This is a genomic window from Clostridium sp. LS, assembly GCF_002760435.1.
Lineage (GTDB): Bacteria > Bacillota > Clostridia > Clostridiales > Clostridiaceae > Clostridium.
This window is the reverse complement of sequence record NZ_AUUU01000046.1, coordinates 43,967-63,935: the sequence shown is the minus strand read 5'-3', so window position 1 is coordinate 63,935 and position 19,969 is coordinate 43,967. Positions and strand designations below refer to the sequence as shown.

The following is a 19,969-nucleotide window of genomic DNA, read 5'->3' as shown; positions in this document are numbered from 1 at the left end:
AAATGAGGGGAATTAAATGTATATTTCAGAATTAAAATTGACTAATTTCAGGGGATTTAAAGATTCAACTAAAATCCTTTTTACTGAAGGTACTAATGTAATAATAGGGCACAATAATTCAGGGAAAACTACTGTCATAAAAGCATTAGAATTATTGTTTGACAGTGAGAAGAATAAGAGATTATGTATAGATGATTTTAGTAAAAATATATCGATTGAGGAGCTAAAAAGTAATCCACCCAAAATAACAATAACAGCAAAACTTGTTGAATCTCAAAATGAAGAAGATTATTCAGATGATTTAGTAACAGTATCAACATGGCTTACGAAGATTGAAAAGCCATATGAAGCTTTAATTACATATGAGTTTTTTCTTCCAGAAAAAGAAATTGATGATTATAAAAATATTATTGAAAACATTAAAAGTGATGATGTCAATGATTATTGGTATGAAATTGATTATAATTGTCTAAGAAAATATACGTATAAAATTTATGTAGGAAATCCTGAACATAAAAATGTTATAGATGGAGAAACACTAAAAAAATTTGATTTTCAATTTCTAACAGCAATAAGAGATGTAGAAAGGGATATGTTTACAGGAAAGAATTCCTTACTTAAAGAGGTTATAGATTTCTTTATAGATTATGAAGTGAAAATAGATGAGAAATTAAAGGACAATGAAAAAAGAGATGTGATTATCGAAAGAAAAAAAGAATTTTCTAAGAATGCAAAAATTCTTATTAATTCGCTTGAAAATAGGATGAGTGCAGGAAAAAAGCATATGCTTAAATATGCAGAGGAAACAGGAGCTTCGTTTGAAAAACTAACACCATCATTTGAAGGTAGAATTCTTGATACTGAACTTTATTCGGCTCTTAAATTGATAGTTGAAAATGAAACTGGAATAAAGCTACCTGCAAATCAAAATGGATTGGGATATAATAATCTAATTTATATTTCATTACTGCTTGCTCGAATGCAGAAAAATGCTTCAGGAGAGTATTTAGGTACTAATGCTAAAGTGTTTTCTATGCTTGCAATAGAAGAACCAGAAGCACATTTGCACCCTAATATGCAATATAAGTTTTTAAAATTCTTAAATGAAAATAAGGAAACAGAAGTACGCCAAATTTTTATTACATCTCATTCACCTAATATTGCAGCAGCTGTTAATTTGGATGATATTATTGTGTTGTATAAAGATAATGATGAAGTGAAAGTAGCTTATCCAGGTAAAGTATTTACAGATACAAAAGAAGATAAAATATCTAAAAACTATGTTCAAAGGTTTATAGATGTGACAAAAGCAGATATGTTTTTTGCTAAGAGTTTAATTTTTGTAGAGGGGATAGCAGAACAATTACTTGTACCAGAGTTTGCCAAGATATCAGATTGTGACTTAACAGATGCACATGTTTCAATAATTAATATTGGTGGAAAATATTTTGACCATTTTCTAAAATTATTTGATACATCTAAAAGCAATTATGCGATAAAGAAAAAAGTAGCCTGCATAACGGATTTAGATCCATCAAGAAAGAAAAAAGAGAAAAATAGTAAATGGGAAGTGTGTTTGCCTATTGCTATTGACTGTGAAAAAGATAAATATGATTATAATCCTTGTTCTAATAATGTTGTAGATAAGTACTGTGGAAGAAATGGAGAAGATGTTATAAGAGTGTATTCTCAAGAAAAGTATATAGGTTGCACTTTTGAGTATGATTTAATATTATGTAACCCGACAATCAAAGAATTACTTACAGATTCTGTAAGTAATTCTAGTGAGATAGAATTATTAATGGAGGGATTAGAACAAAATAAAGATATTGATTACTTTATAAATATCTTAAATGAGGGTGCATATAAAGATGAAATTTGTGTAGCTTTAGATAAAAGTAATCTTAAAACTAAGGATAAAATAATTCATATTATAGCAGGAAGATATTTAAAATCAATAAAAAAAGGTGTAGTTGCACAGGAGTTAGCATATACAATATCAGAGAATTATAAAGAGCAAGAATCCGCAGATAAGGAATCTTTTGAATTAGTTATACCAAAGTATATTAGTGAGGCGATAAGATGGATTTCTCTACAGCACTAAAGTTGAAAGATAGTGATGAATTAATTGATATTGAAACTAACTTTAAATTATGTGCTGGTCCTGGTGCTGGAAAAACGAGATTTTTAATAAATCATATTAATAACATTATTTTAACTTCAGAGAGAATTTCTAAAGTTAGAAAAATTGCGTGCATTACATATACTAACGTAGGTGTAGATACAATAATAAGTAGGCTTGAAGATTTCATTGATTATGTAGAGGTAGGTACTATACATAGTTTTTTATATAAAAATATTATTAAGCCATATTTATGGGGTTTAAATGACGAGTTTAGTTTCCCTTTAAATGCTATTGATGGACATGATGAGTTTGTACCTACATATAGCATTCTAAAAGAATGGAAAGAAAGTACAAAACAGCAAAGAGTCAGAGATGATAAAGCACTTGCCAAAGCTTTAATGAGTTTAAAATGGAATCTAAAAGATAACGGAAATGTAGAACTGGGATTCAAATATAGTAGTAGTGGAAAGATTGATGGATATAACATTAAAAAAGCATCTTATATAGAATATAAAAAAATATGCTGGAAACAAGGATTAATAAGTCATGATGATGTTCTATTTTTAAGTTATAAGATACTTGAAAAACAACCACGAATATATGATATTTTACGTGCTAAGTTTCCTTATGTTTTAATTGATGAATTTCAGGATACAAGCCCTATTCAGTCTAAAATTATAGAAATGATTGCTGAAAAAGAAGCTGTAGTCGGAGTTATAGGAGATGCATGTCAATCAATTTATTCATTTCAAGGTGCGGATGTTCAAAGATTTATTGATTTTACTTTGCATGATATGAAATTATATATGATTAATAATAATTACAGAAGCACTCAGCAAATTATTAATGTATTAAATGATGTAAGAAATGAAAAAACTTTTAAACAGAATAGTCCTGATAACAAAGATGGTAAAAAACCAGTTCTGTTAGTAGGAGGGTTCTTAGACGCTTATAATAAAGCAATTCAAATATGTAATGCTAAATCAGTATGTACTTTAGCATTTAGAAATGATATGTCTAATATTTTAAAATATGGGTTTGAAGATTATTTTTCGACAGATGCCTCAGATGAATTGATTTTTTCAGATTCCGATAGAGGGAAAATGATTTTTTATGTTATAAATAGCTTAGAATATTGCAGGCAAAACAAAATTAAGGATGCTATTAAATATATGAAAAAAGCCTACAGGAAGTATAAAGAATTTGGTGATAAAGAAGCGGTTTTGAATATAAAAAGATTAATGAATAATTATGATAAATTTAAAGAAATAAGTATCAAGGATTTTTATAATAGTTATTTATTTGGTTTTAATGGGACTAAGGGGAAAATATCTTCAGGGAATATTAGTCAGTATTATAGCCAATTGACATATAATAAGGTATCAGTGGCAGTTAACATAGCTGATGATAATAGTATGCATAGGACTATTCATAAAGCTAAAGGAGATGAATTTGACAATGTACTTTTGCTAATGCAACCAAAAGAAAATTACGATGAGAATAAGGAATTAAGTTTTTTATTAAATCCAGATATAGATATAGAAGCAAATAGAGTTTATTATGTTGCATTAAGTAGAGCTAAAAATAATTTATTCATAAATGTTCCTCAATTATCGGATGAAAATAAAAATAAACTTAATAAATTCGATATTATTTACCTTTAGTTTAAGAATTAGAGTCTACCTTAAAATTTTATTAGTCCAATGTTTAACATATTAAAATAAAAGAGAAATAATTCATAGTAGAGGTGAGAAAGGTTGCTTTCAAAACAAAATATAATAACCACAATAAATTCCTTGAGTAATAAAAGAAAAATCTTTTTTTCGGAGGCAGACTTTCAGTTTGCACTTTCTTGGGAGCTGCAAAGGCATATGCCCAAAAGTGATGTTAGATTAGAATACTCTCCTGCACATATTGATCCATCTATGCATATTGATATTCTTCTTAAAGAAGAGGATGAGTTTTATCCTATAGAATTAAAATATGTAACTGCTGCTTGTGATACTATTGTAGATGGAGAGAGGTATTTATTAAAAAATCATGGAGCACAAGATATAAGAAGATATGACTTCTTAAAGGATATTATGAGAATTGAAAAACTCATTTATAACCATAATGAATATAAGAAGGGGTATGCTATTTTTCTAACTAATGACTATAGTTATTGGACAAAGTCCTCCGCTAAGAAAACCTGTGATAGGGTTTTAGAATAAATCAAGATGAAATAAAATCAGGGGAACTTAAATGGGGAGAAGCAGCAGGAATAGGAACTAAAAAGGGCAGAGAAGGCAGGGAAACTATAAATTAAACTGGCAGGATTAAGTAGTATTAGTGATGAAGAATGGGGGATTTAAAATTCTTATTGTTGAAATTAAAAAAAATCAACATCTCCACAAATTTTATAAAAATAAGAGATGTTGTTACTTTTATTTAAAGATTAAAAATCAAACTAATTCGGATTTACCTTCAAGTTTCGCATACATTCTTTCTTGCTGCTTAGTTGTAAATTGGAAATATATCTCAGTATTTGATACTGATTTATGACCTAACCACCATTGTAACTCTTTTATATCCATATCACATTCAGCTAGATGAACAGCAGTAGTATGCTTTAATGCATGAAAATGATGTTTGGATTTGTCTTCTATTTTTGCTAATATACAGTATTTTTTCATAAGATAATCTAAAGTTTGCCTTGAAATCGGCTTATTTTTTTGGCTTTTAAAAATAGTATCTTGGCTAGATAAAATCATACTTTTATCTATATATTTATTTAATACATCCATTGTTTTTTTATCAAGTCTTATCGTATTATTGTTGCTTCCTTTTAATCTATTACAATATAATTCCCCTTTTGAAATATTATAATTTTCAAGTTTTAACAGTGAAATCTCAGAAGCTCTAAGACCGCATCTGTAGGCTAATCTAAAAATTGCTAAATCACGTAATGCATGACAAGAGTTTGAGTGTTCAATAGAATTGAAAAGATTAATTGCTTCAGTTTGAGTTAAATATTTGATTTTTGGCTTAGTACTATTCATTATATTGTTTTCTCCTTAGTTTTAAATAATACAATATAAATATTTTGTACAATTTTATTATAATACAAATTCCATACTATGCAAGTATTGTTTTTATTATAGCTAATATTTGGTATAAATAAAAGATATTGTGGGTTATCTTGTAATATAATTACAAAAATAGCGTAATTTTTACTGGTTTTTCTTTTATAATAATTACTATAATTGTACAAAATATTTATTCTGTTCCAATAAATGATATAATTATTTATTTTAAAAGTCAAAAAATAACATTTATTATAAATAATTAGATAAAATAAATGAAAATATATAAACTGTAAGTTATAAAAAATCCAGAGTACCGTAAAATGAAATCAGTAAAAATATTGGATAATTGTTAAGTTGAAAATAACTGTTATCAAATAATTCTTAAGATTTGACAACAGCTTTTATAAGTTCATAAATTAATTTTTTCTTCTTGATGCTACACTTGCTAATTAACTCAGCAATTTCTGAATCTAAATAATTATTTGATTCCTCATCAATACCTGTAAGTAAAAAGGATATAGGGATATTAAGAATGGTCGATATTTTATAAAGCATTTCTAAATTTATTTTAGTTGTACCACGTTCAATTTTGCTTATATAAACATTTGATACATCAAGCATCTCTGATAGTTGATTTTGAGTAATATTTTGTTGGTTACGATAATTTTTAATTCTTAAGCCAATTAATGTATAATCTAAATTCATTTTCATCACCCAAAAATAATATATCAATAAGCTGTTAATGAATACAGAAACCAATAATTTAACATTGAACTAATATGTTAAATTTGATACAATTATAACTAATACAAATATAGAAAACAGGGTTGATTGACTAAGACAAGTTAATATTATAGTAGAAGGTGAGTCTATTGATATATAATAGTGAAAAATCAATGATAGTGTCTAAAATCATTCACGATATTAAAAATCCTATAAATGGGATAATGGGTTTTTTACAACTTCTTGAAGATACTACTTTAAATAATCAACAATTAGAATATGTTAATTATATAAAAGAATGTGCTGATCTAATTTTAACTATTACAAATAATCTGTTAGATTTAGCTAAATTGGAATCAAATAAAATTGAGTTAGAAGAAATTACATTTAATTTATATGATATAATAGAAAGATCTATAAAACCTTTTAGCGTGAAGATAAATGAAAAGAAATTAAAATTAGAAGTAATTATTGATTCAGATGTGCCTTTCTTTGTTATAGGCGACCCAACTAGGCTCACCCAAGTGATAATGAACTTAATGAGTAATGCTATTAAATTTACTAATGAAGAAAAAATTTTGCTAAAAATTAGTATTGACAATAATTATATCATTAATAATAAAATAATCTTTGTTGTAGAAGATACAGGGATAGGAATGACGGAGGAAGCAATAAATAAAATATTTAAACCTTTTACACAAGCAGATAAATCTATAACACGTAATTTTGGTGGTACTGGACTTGGACTTGCAATTTGTAAGGAACTTGTAGAAATTATGGGTGGAGAAATAAAAGTAAAGAGTTATAAAGGAAGGGGGACAAAATTTACATTTACAGTAAAGTTAAAAATGGTATAAAATTTTGTATTGGATGGGGGATAGAAAATGTTAAATAATCTTAAAGTAAGAACAAAAATAGTTACTATGGTATTATTTATAGGTGTTTTATTTTTTATAATAGGTTCTATGATGTATGTAAATATTAGAAGTTTGAAGTCAGAACTAGATTCAATGTATAACAATAATTTAGTATCGATACAAAGTTTAAACGATGCTAGAGCGCAACAAAGAGCTGAAGAAGCAGATATTTATTATATTATGCTTCATACTAATGACAAAGAAGCGCAAAATAAAAAATTAAAGGATATTGAAGAAAGAAAGGAAAAATTCAACAAATCAATTGAAACTTATAAAAAAATAGAACTTGATAAATATGAAACTGATCTCTTGCCAACTCTTGAAAGTACTATGCAAAAATATAGAGATGGGAGAGAAAGTGCTATAAAACTTGCTCTTGAAGGTAAACAACAAGAAGCTATTAAAGAATTTGATAAAGTAGAAAATGTATTATTGGAAGTTGGAAATAATTTAAGAGACCTATCTGATTATAACGTTAAAGATGGAGAAAATACAATCAAAAATAAACAATTGGAATATAACAAAACGATGTTAGTATTAAATATTATTATTTTCTTTGCAATCCTTTTTGCAACTATAGCAGTTTATGTTATATCACGAAATATAGTAAACCCCTTAACACTTGTTGTAAATCATTTAAATGTTATGGCTACAGGTGATTTTTCAACGGAGGCACCAGAAAAATTCACAAAAAGAAAAGATGAAATGGGTGAGATTGCACAAGCTATAAGCAGGACTCAAAATTCACTTAAAGAGTTAGTTTTAAATATAACTTTTGAAGCTGATAATATTGAAAATATAGTTGGAAATGTTAAAAATAGTATTAATAATTTAGATAATGATGTAGAAGAAGTATCAGCAACTACAGAAGAGCTTTCAGCAAGCACGGAAGAAACAGCAGCTTCAGCAGAAGAAATGGCAGCAACCTCTGGGGAAATGGAGAGAGCGGTTAGTTCTGTAGCACAAAAGTCTGAGGAAGGTGCGGGGAAAGCTACAGGAATAAGTGAAAAAGCTAAAAATATTATGCTTACATCAGAAAATAATCAAAGAGAAACAGAAAGAATGTTTAAAGAAACAGAAAAAGCACTAAAGCAATCTATTGAAAAAGCAAAAGCAGTAGAACAAATAAATGTTTTAGCAGATTCAATACTTCAAATAACCTCCCAAACTAATTTACTTGCGCTTAATGCAGCTATAGAAGCAGCAAGAGCAGGTGAAGCAGGTAGAGGATTTAATGTAGTAGCAGAAGAAATAAGAAAACTTGCAGAACAGTCTAGTGAAACTATAAATAAAATCCAAAGCACTACAGGAATTATATTATCTTCCGTTAACGATTTAACATCAAATTCTAGTAATATGTTAAACTTTATTGAAAGTAGAATTTTAAAAGACTATGAAATCTTGGTTAAAACAAGTAAAGAATATAATGATGATGCAATATATTATAAAGACTTTTCTACAGATTTAAGTGCAACTTCAGAAGAACTATTAGCATCAGTACAAGAAATTTTAAAAACAATAGATGGAGTTGCAGAAGCAGCAAGCGAAGGAGCTGGAGCAACTACAGATATAGCAAATAGAGTACAAGAAGTAAATGCTAAATCCAATGAAGTTTTAGGAGAAGCTTTAAAAGCAAAAGAAAGTGCAGAAAATTTAAAAATGAAAATTTCTAAGTTTAAGATGTAACATAGAGTATAATAATAAAGAGTAAGTTCTCCGGATTTTTACAGTATTTTAATTATATTGCTTTTATATATTTAAGTGATAGAATTTCAGGAGTGAGTAGATGAAAAAAAGCTTTGAAGTTACTTTAAGACAAATGATACTAATAATTCATAATGCTATCAATTCGGTAGATATCAGACTATTTAACCATGGACAAAGAGTAGCATACATTATGATGAATTTATTAAAAGTAAAGGGAAAATATACAGATGAGGAAATAAGAGAACTATGTACACTAGGTGTTTTCCATGATATAGGGGATTATAAAGTTGAAGAAATAGACAAGCTTGCTGAAATAGATATCAATGCACCTTTTAGGCATGCGATTTATGGTGCATTGTTTATAAAATATTTTTCGCCACTTTCAAAAATGTATGAGATAGTTTTAACACATCATTTTTCGGATAAATACTATAAAAGTAGAAATATGGAGATTATAAGTAAAGAGGGACTATTGCTAAACTTTTGTGATTACATAGAGAGAATTTATTCAATTAAGAAAGAAGCAGCAAAAGAGTTAATCAAGATGAGTGGAGAATATTATACAGAAGAGAATATTAAATTGTTTTTAAAAGCGGATAGGGAGTATAGTATTTTAGAAAAATTATTAGATGATTCATATGAAGAAGAATTATATGGTTTTTTTGAAAAAAAGATTTTAACTAGGGAAGAAATATTAGCAAGTAGTAAGATGTTAGCATATTCTATTGATTTTAGAAGTGAAGCAACAGTTAAACATACCATATTAGTAGAAGCAATAAGTTATCAAATAGGAAAATTAATAGGATTAGATGAAGAAGCTTTAGATAAAATTAAAATAGCTTCAGTACTTCACGATATAGGGAAAATAGCAATTCCAGTACAAATATTAGAAAAGCCTGAAAAACTTACCCAAGAAGAGTTTGAAATTATGAAAAAACATTCCTTAATAGGTTATAATATTTTAAGTAACTTAAACATAGATGATATAAGAGATATAGCAACACTCCACCATGAAAAAATAGATGGGACAGGATATCCTTTTGGAATTAAAGGTGATGAACTCACAGCTGAGAGTAAAATTGTGGCAATAGGAGACATAGCCAGTGCGTTAATAGGTGTAAGAAGTTACAAAAAATCTTTTGAAAAAGAAAAAGTAATTAAAATATTAAATGATATGGTAAAAAGCAACAAAATAGACGCACAGATAACTAATTTATTTATTAACAATTATGATTTTATTGTTTTTGAAGCTTTAAATGAAAGTAACAATTTAATGAAAACTTATATAAATATTAAGGATGAGTATAAATGTTTATTACAATTATATTCTTAAAAGATTAATAATATAATTGTAATCAAAAGGATATGGATATAAAAAATTAAACTACTGATGATACAAAAAGTAATTTTATATAATCATTTTTTGTATCAGTTTTTCAAAAAGTTTCCTTTAGAAATGCATAGTGTACTTATATTATACCCTTTAGCTTTTAATATTTGACTTTTAAAATCAACTAGCTCAATAGGCACGTTTAGTTCAGCAGCTACTGATGAAAAGGTATAATCGCCATAAAATAATTCCATAATAGTAGAGTCTGGAATTAAAAGTTCTGATGCGAAAAGATTAGCTTCTCTTTCAGGTTTTGATGTCATATCAAATAAAGAGAATTCTCTTATAGCATCATTTTTGGCATAACTTTGGTGAAATCTATCATGTCCAAGTTCATGAGCACATATAACTGGTAATAGTTCTTCCTGAATATTTTTATTGATTACAATATACCGAAACTTAGATTGATAGAAATAATACCCCTTTAAGTCACCTAAATCATGATAGCATATATTAATATTCATACCTTTAGCCATTTCAAAAGGATCTCTTGTCTTATATTTTTTAATAAGCTTATCCACTTCTTTAGAAATAAAATTAGTCATAAGCAATTACCTCTCTTAAGGAGTTTTATTATCGTCATTGCCTATAGATGTTGATTTATTACCATATTTTTTTCTTGCCTTTTGTTTTGCATCAAAATATATTTCCGTAATTGACTTAAAAAAAGCATCCTTATCTTCATCGGACAATTCCCCTCCTGCAAGTACTGCAGAAGTTCTCTTTAAAATCATTTCTGCCTCTTTTTTCCCTTTGTAACCAAACTCAGCTTTAGCAGAAGATATAAAATTCTCATCTCTTGAAACATCTTCATTATCAGATATTAAATAATCTACTGAAACATTGAATATTTCAGCAAGTCCAGTAATAATTTTTTGCCCTTTAGGGAATCTAGTATTATTTTCGTAATTACAGATAGATTTTTGAGTAATACCTAACTTTTTGGCTAAGTCTTCCTGAGAAAGTCCAGCTTCTTTACGGAGTAATTTTATTTTATCACCAAAATTCATTTCTGTGACCTCCAAATATAATTTTAAAAACAGAACATTTGTTCTTAAAATTATTGACAAGATAAATTTGCCAATATATACTTATAATTAGAACGAAAGTTCATAATATTATTCTAATTCAGAACAATATTTCTGTCAATGATAAAGTGTAAGGGGGATGTGTCATATGGCTATTTATGAAGGAATTCAAAGTAATAATATTAATGCTGGAATTGATAACATAAAAGATAATAAGAAAGTAAGTCCTAATATTTATCATAATACTAAGCTACTTTTAAAACTATACAATAAAGTTTTATGGAGAATAAATAATTCCTTTGAGGAGATAGAGGAAGATTGTATTTCTTTCTCTGGAAAGAGACTGGATGAACTATTACATAGTCTTACTGATACAGAAGAATTCATAACAGAAGCAAGACTTGAAAGTAGGCTGCAATCTATAGAAGATAGTAAAAGTATTATAAATTTAATTGAAAAAGCTTTACTTATGTTAAAGTCCTATCCTGAAAATGGAGAGAGGTATTATTCAATAATTTATAAGATATATATTTCTGCCTACCCTTATAGTGAAAGTGAAATAATTGATTACTTATGTTGTTCAAGAGCTACCTATTATAGAGAGAAGAAAAATGCAATTAATTTACTTGGAACAATACTATGGGGATTTTTATTTCCTAATTTTATGAAAGAAATTAAAAGCATAAAATTGATACAAGATTGATACTAAAAAGATACATAACTGGTACTGACACCATACTTTGATACTGCTATGATATATACAATGGAAATAATATTAGCTGTTTTTTAGCCTTGAAGCGTTTATATACGCCTCAGGGCTTTTTTTATACCCAAAATTAAAAATTAATATAAAAACTCAGGAAGGAGTCGCACATTTTGTGCGGCTCCTTTTTGCGTTCTGAAAGGAGTTATTAAAAATGTCAAAGGAAGAAAAACAAAAATTTAATGAAGAATTCAAAGTTGTTATTGAGGAAGAAAACAAAAAAGAAAAGAACAATGAACGGAAGTATTATAGGCATAACATTTCTCTGGAATATTTACAAAGTTGTGAGGTGCCAGTGGAATTTGCAGAAACAGAAAAAGATTCTCAGGTTGAAAAAGAGGTAGACAAGCTTATGAAATTCATTGATTTAATTTCAAACCCACGGCTTATAAAAGCACTGAAAAGTTTAAAAGAAGATGATCTTAAAGTAATTGAGCTTAGGTATAGATTTGGGCTTTCTATAAATGAAATAGCATTAAAACTGCAAGTAAAGGATGAAACTGCAAAAAAGAAACATCAAAGAGCAATAAAAAAATTAAAAGTAATCTTAGAAAAAAATAAATAAAGTTTTCAACTTTTGTCCCCTAATGTATTTTCTCAAGGCTATATAGTGAAGGCATTTTTTATAAGTGCTTTTATAGTTCTTTGAGAATTTAATACTCCATATATCAAGAAAACTACCTTTGCTGCTGGGACACGGCAAGCAACTTAAGCAGAGCGCCAGGACCATTAAATATGTGAGCGATTAACTCTAGCTTTAAATAGTCTGTGGAAAGACTAATTGCGATGACAGGCAAAGGGATAAATAATGATACTTCTGCCTTGAACGCTTATCGGCATTGGGCAGCCCACAAAGAATGATGGGATAACGCTCCTTTGGTTTGAGAACTTATAGCCATGGCAGCTTATATGATGCTTCTCCAAAAGCAACTTGATATATGCCCGAAGGTGTCAGGGGTGTTGAGAACAAATATGATGCATATTAATTTAGAAAAAATTATTTTTATAAATAAACTGCTTGACAGCAGAAACTATGCGGTGGAGTAAATTCCACCGTATCCTTGTGCTGTCAAGGAGATGTGAGGAGAAGAAAATGAAAAAGGAAAGAGAAAATTTCCTATTGGAGCCACAAGAAATGATTGAATTTATTTTCAAAAGGCTCATGTATGGAAATGGATTTATAGTAAGAGATAATCAAATTGAACTATCTAAAAAAATATTTAATGGTATAAAAAATAATAATATTTCAATCTGTGAAGCAGGGGTAGGTACTGGTAAGACTTATGCATATTTAGTAGCCTCTATAGTATATTCCCTTTATAAAACAGGTAAGAACAAATCAGTTTCAATAATATCAACATCAAGTATTGAGTTACAGAATGCCATAATTAAGAACTATGTACCAGTTTTATCAAAAATTTTAGTTGATAATAAGATTATAGATAAGCCATTAAGTGCAGTTTTAAGAAAAGGTAAAGAACATTATTTTTGTATCTTAAGATTTAGTAGAATAATGAACTATTTGAAAAGCAGTGATAAGGATATTGATAAGGAACTGCTTAATAAATTAATAGGTTTAAGAATAGGAGAAATTTCAATAGATTTAGATGAGTATAAGGGACTTAAAAATCATATAGTACAAAAGATAAATGTACCTAAAGGCTGTAATTATAGTTGTCCTTTTTATGAAAATTGTAGTTATATAGAACTCATGAAATATGTAAAATCATCAACCCATGATTTTCAAGTTTGTAATCATAACTACTATATAGCCGATGCAATTAAAAGATCTAAAGGAAAGACAAGTCTTATGCCAGAGCATTCGGTAGCAATAATTGACGAAGCACATAAATTAATGGATGCTGCCATTCAAATTTTTGAAAAAAGATTTTCTTATGAAGACGTACTTATTATTGTTAATAGCTTAAAAAGTAAAATAAAGGGAAATAAAGCATATTTGACAGTGGCAAAAGGCTATTTAGATGATTTATCTCTGGAGGCTAAAAAGTTCTATCAAAGTCTTTTAAATCAGTTAAAAAACATTGAGCTTGGGGAAGAGAGTTCTCAGATTAGAGTTAAACTTGGAGCATATGAAAGAAAAATACTTGGAAATATCATTTTAAAACTTGATAAGATAAGCCTATATTGTAAAGCTGATATTGAAAAAAATAGACAGCTTGAGTTAATGATTGAAAGTTTAAGAGAAGTTATAGAAATATTTCATGGGTCGGTTAATATAATTTATTGGCTTGAAAATCCACAAAGTGAAAGATTAATTTCTATTTGCTCTATTCCAACGGATATGGAAAAACAGCTTTATAAGGTTCTATGGAAAAGTGGAGTGCCTAAGATACTAACATCAGGTACACTTTCAGATGATAGAGGCTTTAATTATTTTAAAAGCACTTCAGGAATAGATATGAGCTACAGTAATAAGCTAAGTGAAGTTAGTTATTCATCACCCTATGACTATAAGAATAATACCTTACTATATATTAATGAAAACATACCTTATCCAGATAAGCAAAGTGAGGAATATATTTCAGCCATAGCAGATGAAATTTTAAGGCTTATAGATGCATCTTTTGGACATGCAGTAGTTCTATTTACAGCCTATTCACTGTTATCAAAGGTTTATGAATTAACAAAAACTAAAATAGAATATCCATTATTTAAGATGGATAAAAGTGAGAAGAACATCGTTGATGCTTATAAAAGGAGTAAAAACGGTGTTTTATTTGCAACTGGTTCCTTTTGGGAAGGCGTTGACTGTCCTGGAGATATTTTATCATCACTTATAATTGTAAATTTGCCTTTCCCAACACCTACACCTATTTATGAGCATAAAAAAATGCAGTATGAGGAGCTAAAGGAATTTATAGAGTACATTGTGTTCCCTGAAATGCTAATAAAGCTAAAGCAAGGTATGGGAAGGCTTATAAGATGTGAAACGGATACAGGTGTTATTTCAATACTTGATTATAGAGTAAGCTTAAAAGGAAAGTACAGAAAAAGAGTTCTTCAAGCTCTTAAAGATTATAGGGTAACAGATTCTCTTTATGATGTGAGAAGATTTTTTAGGAAAGTTAAAAAAGAAGAATATTTTTTATAACAATATAAAGCAATTACAGGATTAGCTGCTTTTCCTATATTAAAAATTAACAAACACAAATTGTATTTATAAGTAACAGGCAAAGAATTAATGACTTTTTAATTCTTTGCCTGTTATTTTGATTAGAAAAAGTAAGGGGGATATTATTATATGGATAATAACATGAAATATAGTGTTCAGCTTGCAATGTTAAGTCAACTATTAAAATTAAATTTGATATCAAACAAAGAATTTGTAGCAATAAAAAATGAATTAATGAAAAAATATAAGATTAGTATGATCAGCGCTTGAAAAAACATGATAGGAGTCATATAATAGTAACTAATAAGTTATAGGAATACATGTTTTGAAGGAGCGATTCATATGGCAGATGTTCAGGTGATAAAAGCTAGTACAAGCAGAGTTAATAGAAAAAATGCAAAGGTTATAGAAAGATTAAGAGTAGCTGCTTATTGCAGAGTAAGTACGGATTCAGAAGAACAATTAAGTAGTTATAATTCCCAAGTAGAACATTATAGAAATATGGTAGAAAATAAGCCGGATTGGGCACTTGTTGATATATATGCAGATGAAGCGATTAGTGGGACTCAGACAGATAAAAGATTAGATTTCCAAAGAATGATAAATGATGCGGTAGATGGGAAGATTGATTTAATAATAACTAAATCAATATCCAGATTTGCAAGAAACACTTTAGATACATTAAAATATGTAAGACTTCTTAAAGAACATAATGTTGCAATCTTATTTGAAAAGGAAAATATCAATACCCTAACAATGAATGGTGAAATGCTACTTGTCATTTTAAGTTCTTTAGCTCAACAAGAAAGCGAATCTATTTCAGCTAATGTAAAAATGGGATTAAAGATGAAAATGAAAAGAGGAGAAATGGTTGGGTTCAATGGATGTTTAGGGTATGATTATGATCCAATAAATAAAGTAATTACAATAAATGAAGAAGAAGCTAAGACAGTTAGATACATTTTTCAAAGATATGTAGAAGGTGCAGGCTGTTTTGTTATAGCAAAAGAGCTTACCAAATTAAAGTATAAAACAAAGAAGGGAAATACAAATTGGAATGATGGTTCTGTAAGAGGTATAATTAAAAACGAAAAATACAAAGGAGATTTACTGCTAGGTAAGACTTTTACAGTTGATCCAATATCCCATAGAAGACTTGATAATATGGGAGAAGAAGAAAAATATTATATTAACTCACATCACGAACCAATCATTTCAGAAGAAATGTTTAATGAAGCTCAGAAGATATTAAATAAGAGAAATTCAGGAAGCAACAATATGGGAAGAAAAGAAAAATATAGCAGGCAGTTTGCATTTAGCAGTAAAATTGAATGTGGTTTTTGTGGAGGAACGGCTACGAGAAGAAGATGGCATAGTAATACTTCTCATGAAAAGACCATTTGGCATTGTGTTGTATCAACTAAAAAAGGTAAGAAATACTGCCCAGATAGTAAAGGGATAGACGAAAAGATAATAGAAAATGCATTTTTGGAAGCATTTAATATGTTTTGTCTTCAAAATAAAGAAATAGTAGAAGAATTTATGGAAACAGTAGAAAATACAATCAATGCTACTAATTCTATAAAAGAATTAAAAAAGCTTCAAAGAGAAGTTTCAGCTATAGAAAATAAGATTAGAAAATTAGTTGATATGAGAATAGATGAAATGATAGACAAAGATACTTATGAACTTAAATACACAGAACTATCAACAGAATTAGAAAAACTTAAAACACAAAGAGATGAAGCAGAACTGGTTAATGAAGATAATATTGATGTAAAGAAAAGAATTGAAAGTTTTAGAAAAGTTTTTGATAGCAATAAGCCTATAAAAGAATTTGATAGAGTAGTTTTTGAAAGTGCAGTTAATAAAATAATATTAGGTGGAACGGATGAAGAAGGAAATAAAGATCCATATATGCTAACATTCATATTTAATTCTGGCATGAGCCATTCATTAAAAGGGGAAGGAAGCGTTAGAAAGAAAGGTAACAAATGGTACTATAGTTTTGAAGTAGGAAAGGAGAATGGAAAAAGAAAAAAGATTGAACGTGCAGGAGGATCTACAAAAAAAGAAGCACTAGAATCGCTAAGAAAGGCAATTATTGAATTTGAAAATGCAGGTAGCTATATAGATGAAAGTAATATTAGCGTTAGTGACTACTTTGACTATTGGTTTAAAGAATATGTTTTACTTAATTGCAAACCTAACACTCAAGTTAGCTATAAACAATTAATTCAAAACCATATTAAGCCACAAATAGGTATATATCACCTAAAAAAAATTACTCCTGCTAAATTACAAGAACTGATTAATACAAAGTATAGAAATGGATTTAGTAAGAACTATTTAAGCAATCTATATGGAGTTTTAAGTGGAGCATTCAAAAATGCTGTATATCCATATCAATTAATAAAAGAAAATCCAATGACATTTGTAAAAATGCCTAAGTACAATCAAAAATTAATTAATAATCTAGAAGATTTAAAAATTATAACTCTCGAGCAGTATAATACTATATTAAAAAGATTCCCTTATGGCAGTAACATGCATATCCCACTTCAAATAGGTTTCCACACTGGAATGAGAGCTGCAGAAGTTATGTCATTAACTTGGGACTGCATAGATCTTAACGCTCATACTATTAAAGTAGAAAAAATACTGTATAGAAACGAATTTAAACAATGGGTTTTTGGCACTCCAAAAACTCAAAGCAGTTATAGAACTATAAAAATTGGAGGTACATTAATTTCTTTATTAAAAAGATTTCATACTGATCAAAAAGCAAACAAATTACGTTATGGTGAATATTACATTAAAAATGATTATGATTTTGTTTGCTTAAAAGAAAATGGTGAACTCCTAACTACAGATAGTATTAAGTATCTAAGTAGAATTGTAAATTATGAATTAAACATACCATTTAAATTTCATTCATTAAGACACACTCACGCAACCATGTTATTAGAAGCTGGTGCCAATATAAAAGATATTCAAGAAAGACTTGGTCATAGTAAATCTTCAATTACCATGGATGTTTATTCTCACGTTACTAAAAAGATGTCAAATGATAGTGTTAATATTTTTGAAAATATGTTAAAAATAAATCTTCCGACCACATAAATCCACGGTCGGAAGAATGTCGGAAGTCGGAAGATTTTTAACTAATTATGCTATCAAAAATGGCTTTATTGCTTAATTAGCTTCACTACAGTTTCAACATGTGGCGTGTTCTGTATAGGAACACACTTTTCCCTCTTTTGAATCACCATTAAATTTTACCACATCTTCCATGTTTTAACACCTCCACGTTAGCTATTGTTTCGCAATTTGCATTATTTATACTTGATAACTCTTCATCATTTTTATGTATGAAATTCTCATTTTCGCCTATATCCCTTTTATAAACGATTTCATTATTGAGTTTTATCTTCAAAATGTATTTCCACAACATTAAAATCTCCCCCTAACATAAAGCGAACTCTTGTTCTAAGGAAAATTATAACATTATGTAAAATTAATTTCAATATTTTGGAATAATTTTTTGATTTTTTAGGAGAAGGCATAAATATTTAATACATTAAACTCAAAAATAGTATAAAAAACAAATAAAAAACTATAGATAGTTTCTACAGTTTTTCTTTGTACTTTATTTCTTTTTAGAGTTTTCAATTAGTTTGTTCACATCTAAACCCACGGCATCTAACTGCTTAATTATGTTTTGAACCTCTTCAGCAGTTAGTTCATGAGGAAATCCTTTATCGATTTCAATTTCTATAGTTTGATTATGCAATGTCCCAGAGTATACTTTTGAAAGTTTATCATCAGTTCGGCCTAGAAGATAATCAGTGCTACAGTCAAAATAGTCAGCAATTTTAATTAATACATCATCCTTAGGAAATCTATTTCCTTTTTCCCAATTGGTTACTGTTGCAGGTTCCACGTTCATAATTTTAGCAAAATCTTTACCTAATAACCCTTTTTCTTCACGAAGTTCTTTAAGTCTAATAGGAAATTTACTCATATTATCACCCCCCTATAACTATATGCAATTCACTAACCTATATTATAAACTATTTGCTAATTAATAAACATCGAATTAACTAAAAGAAAAAATAAAATTTATTAAATTAAGTAAAATATGTTGAAATTATCTAAATGCTAATTTATAATAAAGCTAAATTAGCATTTAGATAATATACATATTCTGATTATCATTTTGAAAATTAAAATAATAATTAGTTTATAGTGAATAATTAAAAAAGGAGAATGAGAGATGTATAGCAAATTAAAAGGCCTTATGGTAGAAAAAAGAATTACTCAACAGGAATTAGCTGAAAAACTTAAAATAACTGGAAGTGCTTTAAACTACAAAATAAATGGTAAATCTGATTTTAGTGTAACAGAGGCTAAATTCATTTCGAATTTTTTTGGGAAAACAATAGAAGAACTATTTATTATTGATGAATTTAACAATATGAAAACTGATAGAAACGCTTAATATTAAGTAGAAAATTATAGATACGATCTTTTTGTTAGGTTGGAGTGAAATAGCACTTGTAATGTGAAGTAAATTTGTGAGGGTTGAATTATTGAGATGAGAATAGGGGGATAATCATGGAGCCGGTTTTATATACTGTGTCTGAAGCTGCAGAGTTATTAAAAGTTAATAGAAATTCTGTGTATGATCTATTAAGGAATAATGTGATACGAGGATTAAAGCTTGGAAGTCTAAAGATAACCAGAACAGAATTAATGAAGTTTTTAGAAGAGAGCAATGGAAAGGATTTATCTAACTTAGAGGATATTAAAGAATTAACTTTTGATAGAAATGAATAATAGAATAAATTCATTTTTATGGATATAGTTAACGATTTTAGAAAGAGGGGATTTAGATTGATTAGAAAATTTGAAGGATTAACAGCTAATGATTTAATACAAATATTAAAGAATTATCAAAGGGATACAAAAGTATGCATCCAAATGCTAGGAGAAAATTTTCCGGTTAAGCAACTTGAAGAGTGTATTTATTATGACTTTGAAAAGGGGAAGAGGGGAAAGGCACATAAGGGAATTCTAATAAAATAAGGTATTACTAAATGAGGGAGAAGGGTG

At 28.1% G+C, this 19,969-nt stretch carries 20 protein-coding genes and 1 pseudogene; 15 read left to right on the top strand and 6 right to left on the bottom strand.

All coding sequences use genetic code 11. From position 1 onward, the window contains the following. Positions 1-16: 16 nt before the first annotated feature. The 3 genes from COL3_RS11975 (at position 17) to COL3_RS11965 (ending at position 4,338) form a co-directional block, all read left to right on the top strand. Positions 17-2,104 (top strand): AAA family ATPase, encoded by a 2,088-nt coding sequence (locus tag COL3_RS11975; protein WP_008423870.1) that lies wholly within the window; start codon positions 17-19, stop codon positions 2,102-2,104. Continuing rightward, complete coding sequence (locus COL3_RS11970; protein WP_008423871.1) at positions 2,083-3,789, top strand: ATP-dependent helicase; 1,707 nt, start codon at positions 2,083-2,085, stop codon at positions 3,787-3,789. The genes COL3_RS11975 and COL3_RS11970 overlap by 22 nt, the downstream gene beginning before the upstream one ends. A gap of 132 nt (positions 3,790-3,921) precedes the next feature. Next, on the top strand, positions 3,922-4,338 hold the full coding sequence (locus COL3_RS11965; protein WP_143327538.1) for a hypothetical protein: 417 nt from the start codon (positions 3,922-3,924) through the stop codon (positions 4,336-4,338). Positions 4,339-4,569: 231 nt separating this feature from the next. On the opposite strand, the gene COL3_RS11960 is transcribed toward COL3_RS11965, so the two are convergent. Both COL3_RS11960 and COL3_RS11955 read right to left on the bottom strand, forming a co-directional pair. Further along, entirely contained in the window at positions 4,570-5,166 is a 597-nt protein-coding gene (locus COL3_RS11960; RefSeq protein WP_008423873.1) for a tyrosine-type recombinase/integrase, read from the bottom strand. A 408-nt stretch (positions 5,167-5,574) separates the two neighbouring features. Further along, positions 5,575-5,898: a helix-turn-helix transcriptional regulator gene (locus COL3_RS11955; RefSeq protein WP_008423886.1), complete on the bottom strand. Its 324-nt coding sequence runs from the start codon at positions 5,896-5,898 to the stop codon at positions 5,575-5,577. A gap of 167 nt (positions 5,899-6,065) precedes the next feature. On the opposite strand from COL3_RS11955, the gene COL3_RS11950 reads away from it, so the two are divergent. The 3 genes from COL3_RS11950 to COL3_RS11940 all read left to right on the top strand — a co-directional run bounded on the left by COL3_RS11950 (position 6,066) and on the right by COL3_RS11940 (position 9,873). Continuing rightward, entirely contained in the window at positions 6,066-6,773 is a 708-nt protein-coding gene (locus COL3_RS11950) for an ATP-binding protein (RefSeq protein WP_008423889.1), read from the top strand. A gap of 27 nt (positions 6,774-6,800) precedes the next feature. After that, positions 6,801-8,519 (top strand): methyl-accepting chemotaxis protein, encoded by a 1,719-nt coding sequence (locus COL3_RS11945; protein ID WP_008423892.1) that lies wholly within the window; start codon positions 6,801-6,803, stop codon positions 8,517-8,519. Positions 8,520-8,619: 100 nt separating this feature from the next. Next, positions 8,620-9,873, top strand: coding sequence for an HD domain-containing phosphohydrolase (locus COL3_RS11940; RefSeq protein WP_008423894.1), 1,254 nt, complete (start codon positions 8,620-8,622; stop codon positions 9,871-9,873). Between the two features lie 95 nt (positions 9,874-9,968). On the opposite strand, the gene COL3_RS11935 is transcribed toward COL3_RS11940, so the two are convergent. Beyond that, positions 9,969-10,475 carry an ImmA/IrrE family metallo-endopeptidase gene (locus COL3_RS11935; RefSeq protein ID WP_008423896.1) on the bottom strand — a complete coding sequence of 169 codons (507 nt, stop codon included), beginning with the start codon at positions 10,473-10,475 and terminating at the stop codon, positions 9,969-9,971. A 15-nt stretch (positions 10,476-10,490) separates the two neighbouring features. Then, positions 10,491-10,940, bottom strand: coding sequence for a helix-turn-helix transcriptional regulator (locus COL3_RS11930; protein WP_008423899.1), 450 nt, complete (start codon positions 10,938-10,940; stop codon positions 10,491-10,493). Between the two features lie 166 nt (positions 10,941-11,106). Between COL3_RS11930 and COL3_RS11925 the strand changes: the two genes are divergently transcribed. From COL3_RS11925 to COL3_RS28725, 6 genes and pseudogenes are all read left to right on the top strand, one after another. Next, positions 11,107-11,661 carry a hypothetical protein gene (locus COL3_RS11925; protein ID WP_008423901.1) on the top strand — a complete coding sequence of 185 codons (555 nt, stop codon included), beginning with the start codon at positions 11,107-11,109 and terminating at the stop codon, positions 11,659-11,661. Positions 11,662-11,875: 214 nt separating this feature from the next. Beyond that, positions 11,876-12,286, top strand: a complete 411-nt coding sequence (locus COL3_RS11920; RefSeq protein ID WP_008423903.1) for a sigma factor-like helix-turn-helix DNA-binding protein — start codon at positions 11,876-11,878, stop codon at positions 12,284-12,286. Between the two features lie 528 nt (positions 12,287-12,814). Next, positions 12,815-14,833: an ATP-dependent DNA helicase gene (locus COL3_RS11915; protein WP_008423905.1), complete on the top strand. Its 2,019-nt coding sequence runs from the start codon at positions 12,815-12,817 to the stop codon at positions 14,831-14,833. Positions 14,834-14,983: 150 nt separating this feature from the next. Beyond that, positions 14,984-15,124 (top strand): SHOCT domain-containing protein, encoded by a 141-nt coding sequence (locus tag COL3_RS28735; protein WP_008423908.1) that lies wholly within the window; start codon positions 14,984-14,986, stop codon positions 15,122-15,124. Between the two features lie 72 nt (positions 15,125-15,196). After that, a pseudogene (locus COL3_RS28730) lies at positions 15,197-16,342 on the top strand (recombinase family protein); the annotation flags it as partial. A 456-nt stretch (positions 16,343-16,798) separates the two neighbouring features. Further along, positions 16,799-17,977, top strand: a complete 1,179-nt coding sequence (locus COL3_RS28725) for a tyrosine-type recombinase/integrase (RefSeq protein WP_035283434.1) — start codon at positions 16,799-16,801, stop codon at positions 17,975-17,977. A 148-nt stretch (positions 17,978-18,125) separates the two neighbouring features. On the opposite strand, the gene COL3_RS11905 is transcribed toward COL3_RS28725, so the two are convergent. Both COL3_RS11905 and COL3_RS11900 read right to left on the bottom strand, forming a co-directional pair. Beyond that, on the bottom strand, positions 18,126-18,308 hold the full coding sequence (locus COL3_RS11905; RefSeq protein WP_008423912.1) for a hypothetical protein: 183 nt from the start codon (positions 18,306-18,308) through the stop codon (positions 18,126-18,128). A gap of 195 nt (positions 18,309-18,503) precedes the next feature. Continuing rightward, the gene (locus tag COL3_RS11900) at positions 18,504-18,878 is read right to left on the bottom strand and encodes a helix-turn-helix transcriptional regulator (protein ID WP_008423915.1); all 375 of its coding nucleotides are present in this window, start codon (positions 18,876-18,878) and stop codon (positions 18,504-18,506) included. Between the two features lie 252 nt (positions 18,879-19,130). Here COL3_RS11900 and COL3_RS11895 point away from each other — a divergent pair, with 252 nt between their 5' ends. From COL3_RS11895 to COL3_RS11885, 3 genes are all read left to right on the top strand, one after another. After that, entirely contained in the window at positions 19,131-19,355 is a 225-nt protein-coding gene (locus COL3_RS11895) for a helix-turn-helix transcriptional regulator (RefSeq protein WP_008423917.1), read from the top strand. A 116-nt stretch (positions 19,356-19,471) separates the two neighbouring features. Then, positions 19,472-19,693: a helix-turn-helix domain-containing protein gene (locus COL3_RS11890; RefSeq protein WP_008423918.1), complete on the top strand. Its 222-nt coding sequence runs from the start codon at positions 19,472-19,474 to the stop codon at positions 19,691-19,693. An 18-nt stretch (positions 19,694-19,711) separates the two neighbouring features. Continuing rightward, positions 19,712-19,942 (top strand): hypothetical protein, encoded by a 231-nt coding sequence (locus tag COL3_RS11885; RefSeq protein ID WP_008423922.1) that lies wholly within the window; start codon positions 19,712-19,714, stop codon positions 19,940-19,942. Positions 19,943-19,969 lie beyond the last annotated feature (27 nt).